The 6,711-nt window shown below is 65.6% G+C and carries 5 protein-coding genes; 4 read left to right on the forward strand and 1 reads right to left on the reverse strand.

What is annotated here, in order from left to right:
* Positions 1 to 32: 32 nt before the first annotated feature.
* The 4 genes from JHC36_RS11595 to JHC36_RS11610 all read left to right on the forward strand — a co-directional run bounded on the left by JHC36_RS11595 (position 33) and on the right by JHC36_RS11610 (position 5,686).
* Positions 33 to 944 carry a LysR family transcriptional regulator gene (locus JHC36_RS11595; RefSeq protein WP_124222249.1) on the forward strand — a complete coding sequence of 304 codons (912 nt, stop codon included), beginning with the start codon at positions 33 to 35 and terminating at the stop codon, positions 942 to 944.
* Between the two features lie 146 nt (positions 945 to 1,090).
* Entirely contained in the window at positions 1,091 to 2,470 is a 1,380-nt protein-coding gene (locus tag JHC36_RS11600; protein WP_287919360.1) for a ribulose-bisphosphate carboxylase, read from the forward strand.
* Positions 2,471 to 2,563: 93 nt separating this feature from the next.
* A complete protein-coding gene (locus JHC36_RS11605) occupies positions 2,564 to 3,367 on the forward strand; it encodes a CbbQ/NirQ/NorQ/GpvN family protein (RefSeq protein WP_124222253.1) in 804 nt (267 codons plus the stop codon).
* 27 nt (positions 3,368 to 3,394) lie between these two features.
* Positions 3,395 to 5,686 (forward strand): nitric oxide reductase activation protein NorD, encoded by a 2,292-nt coding sequence (locus tag JHC36_RS11610; RefSeq protein WP_287919365.1) that lies wholly within the window; start codon positions 3,395 to 3,397, stop codon positions 5,684 to 5,686.
* Positions 5,687 to 5,709: 23 nt separating this feature from the next.
* Here JHC36_RS11610 and JHC36_RS11615 read toward each other — a convergent pair whose 3' ends face one another.
* Complete coding sequence (locus tag JHC36_RS11615; RefSeq protein WP_287919368.1) at positions 5,710 to 6,414, reverse strand: Crp/Fnr family transcriptional regulator; 705 nt, start codon at positions 6,412 to 6,414, stop codon at positions 5,710 to 5,712.
* Positions 6,415 to 6,711: the final 297 nt, after the last annotated feature.

Genomic DNA, 6,711 nt, shown 5'->3' on the forward strand with positions numbered 1-6,711 from the left:
TCATCAGTGTTTCTGATGTTTTGGAGCCATCGATGCGCCCGTACACGCTCAAGCAACTTCAAACCTTCGCAGAGGTGGCTCGCCAGGGATCGGTTTCGCGGGCGGCCGAAAAGCTGTTCATCACGCAGCCGGCGGTCTCGATGCAGCTGCGCCAGCTCGAAGAAGCGGTCGGCTTGCCGCTGACCGAGCCCATCGGGCGCAACATCCGTCTGACGGCCGCAGGCGAGGCGTTTTTGGAGCAAGCGCATCGAGTGCTCGCCGAAATGCGCAACCTCGAGGCCGTGATGGCCGACCACCTCGGCATGCGGCGCGGCCGCATCGAGCTCGCCGTGGTGAGCACGGCCAAGTATTTCATCCCGATGTTGCTGGTGCGCTTTTCGAAGCAGTTCCCGGGCATCGAAGTTCAGCTGCGGATCGACAACCGGGAAAACGTGCTGGGCTGGCTGGCCCGTAGCGAGGTCGACCTCGTGGTCATGGGCCGCGCGCCGGCCGACCTGGACTGCGAGGCCTCGCCGTTTGCAACCAACCCGATGGCGATCCTCGCAGCGCCCAATCACCCGCTGGTGCGCCGCAAGCATCTGAGCTTCGCGGCCTTGGCTGACTACCCCTTCGTCGTGCGCGAGCCCGGCTCGGGCACACGCGCGGCGATGGAGCGGCTGTTCGCCGAGCACCATACGGCGCTGAAGGTGGCGATGGAGATGCCGAGCAACGAGACGATCAAACAAGCCGTCATGGCGGGCATGGGGCTGTCGTTTCTGTCTTTACGCACGGTGCGGCACGAGCTCGCCAGCGGCCACATGGCGCTCATCGACGTCGAGGGCATGCCGCAGATCGGCCACTGGTACATCACCCATCTGAGCAGCAAGAAGCTCTCGCCGGCGGCGCGCGCATTCAAGGAGTTCCTCATCGAACAAGGCAGCGGGCTGATGGACAGCTGGAGCTGACGCTCGACGCGAAGCTTCACCGACAGCCGCCGATTCATCAAGTTTTCTAATTTCGGAAAAAGTTTTTTTTACTTTTCTTTATGGGTTCGGGTTCCTATAGTTCGCTCGCTGTTCCCGTTTTCGTCCTCAACACCCGGAGCCCGCACATGGACCAATCCAACCGCTACGCCGACCTCAGCCTCAAAGAGGAAGACCTGATCAATGGTGGCCGCCACATTCTCGTGGCCTACAAGATGAAGCCCAAGGCGGGCTATGGCTACCTGGCCAGCGCGGCGCACTTTGCCGCCGAGTCGTCGACCGGAACCAACGTCGAAGTCTCGACGACCGACGAGTTCACCAAAGGCGTCGACGCCCTCGTCTACCACATCGACGAGGCGACCGAGGAAATGCGCATCGCCTACCCGATCGAGCTGTTCGACCGCAACATCACCGACGGCCGGATGATGATCGTGTCGTTCCTGACGCTCACCATCGGCAACAACCAGGGCATGGGCGACATCGAGTACGCCAAGATGTACGACTTCTACATGCCGCGCCGCGCCATCGAGCTGTTCGACGGCCCGAGCAAGGACATTTCCGACCTCTGGCGCATCCTGGGCCGCCCGATCAAGGACGGCGGCTACATTGCTGGCACCATCATCAAGCCCAAGCTCGGCCTGCGGCCCGAGCCCTTCGCCAAGGCGGCCTATGAGTTCTGGCTCGGCGGCGACTTCATCAAGAACGACGAGCCGCAGGGCAACCAGGTATTCGCGCCGATGAAGAAGACCATTCCGCTGGTTTACGACGCGATGAAGCGCGCGATGGACGAAACCGGCGAAGCCAAGATTTTCTCGGCCAACATCACCGCTGACGACCACGACGAAATGATCGCGCGCGGCGAGTTCATCCTCGAGACCTTCGGGCCCGACGCCGACAAGGTGGCCTTCCTGGTCGACGGCTATGTCGGCGGCCCCGGCATGATCACCACCGCCCGCCGCTGGTTCCCCAATCAGTACCTGCACTACCACCGCGCCGGTCACGGGGCCGTGACCAGCCCGCAATCCAAGCGCGGCTACACCGCCTATGTGCTCGCCAAAATGAGCCGTCTGCAAGGTGCTTCGGGCATCCACGTCGGAACCATGGGTTTTGGCAAGATGGAAGGCGAGAAAGACGACCGGGCGATTGCCTACATCATCGAGCGCGACGAGTATCAAGGCCCGGCCTACTACCAGAAGTGGTACGGCATGAAGCCCACGACGCCGATCATCTCGGGCGGCATGAACGCGCTGCGCCTGCCCGGCTTCTTCGAGAACCTGGGCCACGGCAACGTGATCAACACGGCCGGCGGCGGCGCTTACGGCCACATCGACTCGCCGGCCGCGGGCGCCAAGAGCCTGCGTCAAGCCTACGAATGCTGGAAGGCCAAGGCCGATCCGATCGAATGGGCCAAGCAGCACCGTGAGTTCGCGCGCGCCTTCGAGTCCTTCCCGGCCGACGCCGACAAGCTCTACCCGGGCTGGCGCGAGAAGCTGGGCGTGCACAAGTAAGCCGCCCCGTGCCCTGCAGGCCCCGTTTGGGGCCTTTTTTCTACTCTTGCCGGCGCAAATTGGCGCTCTCTTGCTCTTTTTTCAGGAGTTCACATGTCGCTCAGCGAGCAATACCGCATCCGGACCGAGCCCCACTACCAGCCGCAAGGCAATGAGGTGGCGCTGTTCGAGATGGCCTATGGCGCGCGGCTGCCGGTCATGGTCAAAGGGCCGACCGGATGCGGCAAGTCGCGCTTCGTCGAATACATGGCCTGGAAACTCCAGCGCCCGCTGATCACCGTTGCCTGCAACGAGGACATGACCGCCAGCGACCTCGTGGGTCGCTACCTGCTCGAAGCCGGCGGCACGCGCTGGCTCGATGGGCCACTGACGACCGCCGCCCGCATCGGGGCGATCTGCTATCTCGATGAAATCGTCGAGGCGCGCCAGGACACCACGGTCGTGATCCACCCGCTGACCGACCACCGCCGCGTACTCCCGCTCGACAAAAAAGGGGAACTCGTCGCGGCGCATCCCGACTTCGCGCTGGTGATTTCCTACAACCCCGGCTATCAGTCGCTGATGAAGGATCTCAAGCCCTCGACCAAGCAGCGCTTCACGGCGTTCGACTTCGACTACCCCGAGGAGGCACTCGAGGCGCGCATCGTCGCCGAGGAAACCGGGCTCGCACTCGACGCCTGCGAGAGACTGGTGCGGATCGCCCATGCGGCCCGTCGCCTCAAAGGGCACGGGCTGGCCGAGGGCATCTCGACGCGGCTGCTGGTGCATGCCGCGCAACTCATCCGCCAGGGTGCGAGCGCACGCGATGCGTGTCGAATGGCGCTGGTGCGCCCGATCACCGACGACGCCGACATCCGCGACACGCTCGATCACGCCATCGACGCCCAGTTCGCCTGAAACCCGCTCCCGCATCCACCAGACGCCGTGGCAGCCCCCGATCCGAGCGCCGAACCGACCATCGCGCCCACGCCCGAGCAACTGGCCCGCTGGCGCGCGCGGCTCGACACCCGCTTTGCGCAGGTCGATGCGGTCTTCGAGCCGCTGATGCACGCCGCCTGGGCGACGCTGAGCCCGAGCGACTTCGAGGCCTATCTCGACGCCGCACGAACGCTCGGCAAGCTCGGCCGAGGAGTCGAGCCGATGCTCGTCTTTCTCGAAGAATGGCCCGCCGTCGTCGACGCGCTCGGTGGTCATGCCGAGGGACTGGCCGACCTGATGCAAGCCGTCGCGCGGCTGCAGCGCTCGCCCAACGGCGGGGCGATCGCACCGATGCTGCAGACACTCGCGGCCGTGGCACGGCGGCTCGGCTCGACCGAGGGGTTGCGGCACTACCTCGAGCTGTGCGTCGACCTCGGCGAGCGCACGAGCACCTCGATCCACGGCCGGCACGTAACCTATGCCAGCCCCGCCCTGCCGGCTTTCTTCGAAAGCGCACCGCGTGCGCTTGCAGCCGTCTCGCTCGCCGGGCTGCGGCGCTGGGTCGATGAAGGCGTGCGCAGCCACCGCGGACACCCACAGCGGCTCGCCGAATACTTTGCGCTCGACAGCGCCGATAGCCGAGCCGTGCTGCAGCGGGAGCGCCACGGCACGCTGTTTGCGAACGTCCAGCGCTCGCTCGAGGTCTATCTGCGCGCGCTGTGGGACTCGAGCGACCCGCTGGTTCCGATCGCGACCGGCTCGAGCGCGGATGAGCAGCCGGCCGTTCCCCATCTCGAAAGCGATGGCCTGCGCGTCCCAGACGTCTACGCGGACCTCGACGGCATCCGCGGCATCGACCGCTACCGTGCGGCACTGGCGCACCTGATGGCGCACCAACGCTGGAGCGCCTCGCTCATCGCCGACAACTGGAGCCCGGCCCAGCGGCTGGCCGTCGAGTGCTTCGAGGACGCGCGGGTCGACCATCTGCTCTGCCGCGCCCAACCCGGCCTGCGGCCGCTGTTGGCGGCCTTGCACCCGGCACCGCGCGCCGCGGACTGCGACCCCGAAACCACATCCTGCCTGCGCCACCGCTTGACGCGGCTCTCACGCGCGCTGCTCGATCCCTCGGCGGAGGTCGACGCCACGCTCGAACGCTGGCGCGCCCGCTTTCAGGAAGCGCTCGCCGATGGCCCGAGCAGCACCGCGGCCATGGCCCAGCTGGCCCTGGCCTACATCGCCGAAACCCGGCGCGCCAGCGACCAGTTCGCGCGTGTGCATTTCACCGACACGATCGTCTCCTACCGGGACGACAACCGCCACCTTTGGCGCTTCATCGAAGAGGGCGACGAGGAAGAAGTCTTCGACCGAACCAACCGCCCACGCGCCGAGGAAGAACCCGACCGCCTGCCGCCGCGGCTCTATCCCGAGTGGAACGAAAGCACGCAGAGCTATCGCCCCGATTGGGTCAGTGTCTACGACCAGCTCCATCCCTCGGGCAACGCCGCCGAGGTCGATCGGCTGCTGGCCAAGCATGCGGACCTCGCGCGTGCGCTCAAGCGCTGGCTCGACTGGCTCAAACCCCAGGACCGCGTGCGTCAGCGCTTTCAAGAAGACGGCAGCGAGCTCGACCTCGACATCGCCGTTCGCGCCTGGGTCGACCTGCACAGCGGGCAAAGCCCCGACCCGCGGGTGAACTTCAGCCACCGCACGCAAAGCCGCGACGTCGCGGTGCTGCTGCTCCTCGACTGCTCACAGTCGCTGAACCAAGCGGTGGCCGGCAGCACGCAGACGCTGCTGCAACTCGCGCAGGAATCCGTCGCCTTGCTGGGCTGGGCGATTTCCGAACTGGGCGACCAGCTCGCCATTGCGGGTTTTTGCTCCAACACCCGGCACGACGTGCGCTACAGCCACATCCTGGGCTTTTCGGAAACCTGGGGCGATATTCCCAAGGCACGCCTAGCCGCCCTGCAAGCGAGCTACTCGACGCGAATGGGTGCCGCGGTGCGGCACGCCGCCCACTATCTCGGCGCCCGACGCGCGCAGAAAAAACTACTGCTCATCCTCACCGACGGGGAGCCGGCCGACGTCGACGTCAGCGACCCCGAGGCCCTGATTGCCGATGCGCGGCAGGCGGTGCGCGAGCTCGACGGCTCGGGCATCCACTGCCACGCGGTCAGCCTCGACCCACAAGCCGACCGTTACGCCCGCGAGATCTTCGGACACCACTACACCGTCATCGATCGCGTCGAACAGCTGCCCGAGCGCATGCCCAAACTGTTCATGAGCCTGACGCGCTGAGGCCGCGCGAGGCCAAACGTCTTTCACACCGCCTGCAAGGCTTGGAGGTTCTTGATGCGGTAGACCCGGCCTTGTTTGTCGAGCGGCTCGATGATGCCCTCGCGGACCAGCGCGCTGATCTCGCGGCTGACGGTCTCGAGTTTGAGGTCGAGCATGGCGCCCATGTCATCACGCGCGAACAGGGTCGCGATCTCGGCATTGGTCGGGCTGCGCATTTTGAGCACGAAGTGCGCGACCCGCTGGCGCGCGGTGCCGAAGTTGAGGTCTGCGAGCCAGTCGTCGGCTTCCTTGAGCGCGTGGTGCCACTTTTCCATCAGGCGCTTGTGCAGCCGGGCCGAGTGCGTCCCCAGGCGCTGGATGACCGAAATCGGGATCCGGCACACCGACACATCGGTCAGCGCCACGGCGTCGCTGTCGTAACGCTGCGAGGCCAGGGCCTCGAGCCCCGCCACATCGCCCGCGCGAAGCACCCGCACGATGCGCTGGCGGCCGTCGGGCGTCACCCGCACCAGCTTGATCATGCCGGTGCGCACGGTGAAGATCCCCATGGCCGGTGCACCCTCGGTATAGAGCACCGTGCCCGCCCGGATGTCCAGATCATCGATGGGTGCATGGATGAGGCCGAAATCCTCCTCATTGAGGTCGGCAAACAACACCATGTCGCGGATGCCGCAGCTGCGGCAGTCCGCAGTCCCTTTCCAGGCAGATTCGGTTTTGATCGGGATCATGGGCGTTGGATGTGGAGCAAAGCGGGGCAGCGCTGGATTCTCGCACGAGCCCAAACCGCCTCGCCCGTGATGTCAAGTTTGATAGCAACAAAGACCCATTTCACGCCGGCATTCGGCCAAAATGGGCAAAAAAACTGCCCCAAGCAGGCGTGCGCTCGGCTCAGAGGCTGAGAGGGAATTGGGCGTGCCCGAAGGGGCGCCCCAAAACGCGCCCGAGTAGGCGCAAAGCACAGCCGTAGCTCGGGCTACGGCGCGCATTTGCAACGCCCTCTGGCGTGTTTTGGGGCGTCAAAGCGG

The organism is Tibeticola sp. (genome assembly GCF_022759015.1).
In the GTDB taxonomy this organism is placed as follows: Bacteria; Pseudomonadota; Gammaproteobacteria; order Burkholderiales; family Burkholderiaceae_C; genus Tibeticola; species Tibeticola sediminis.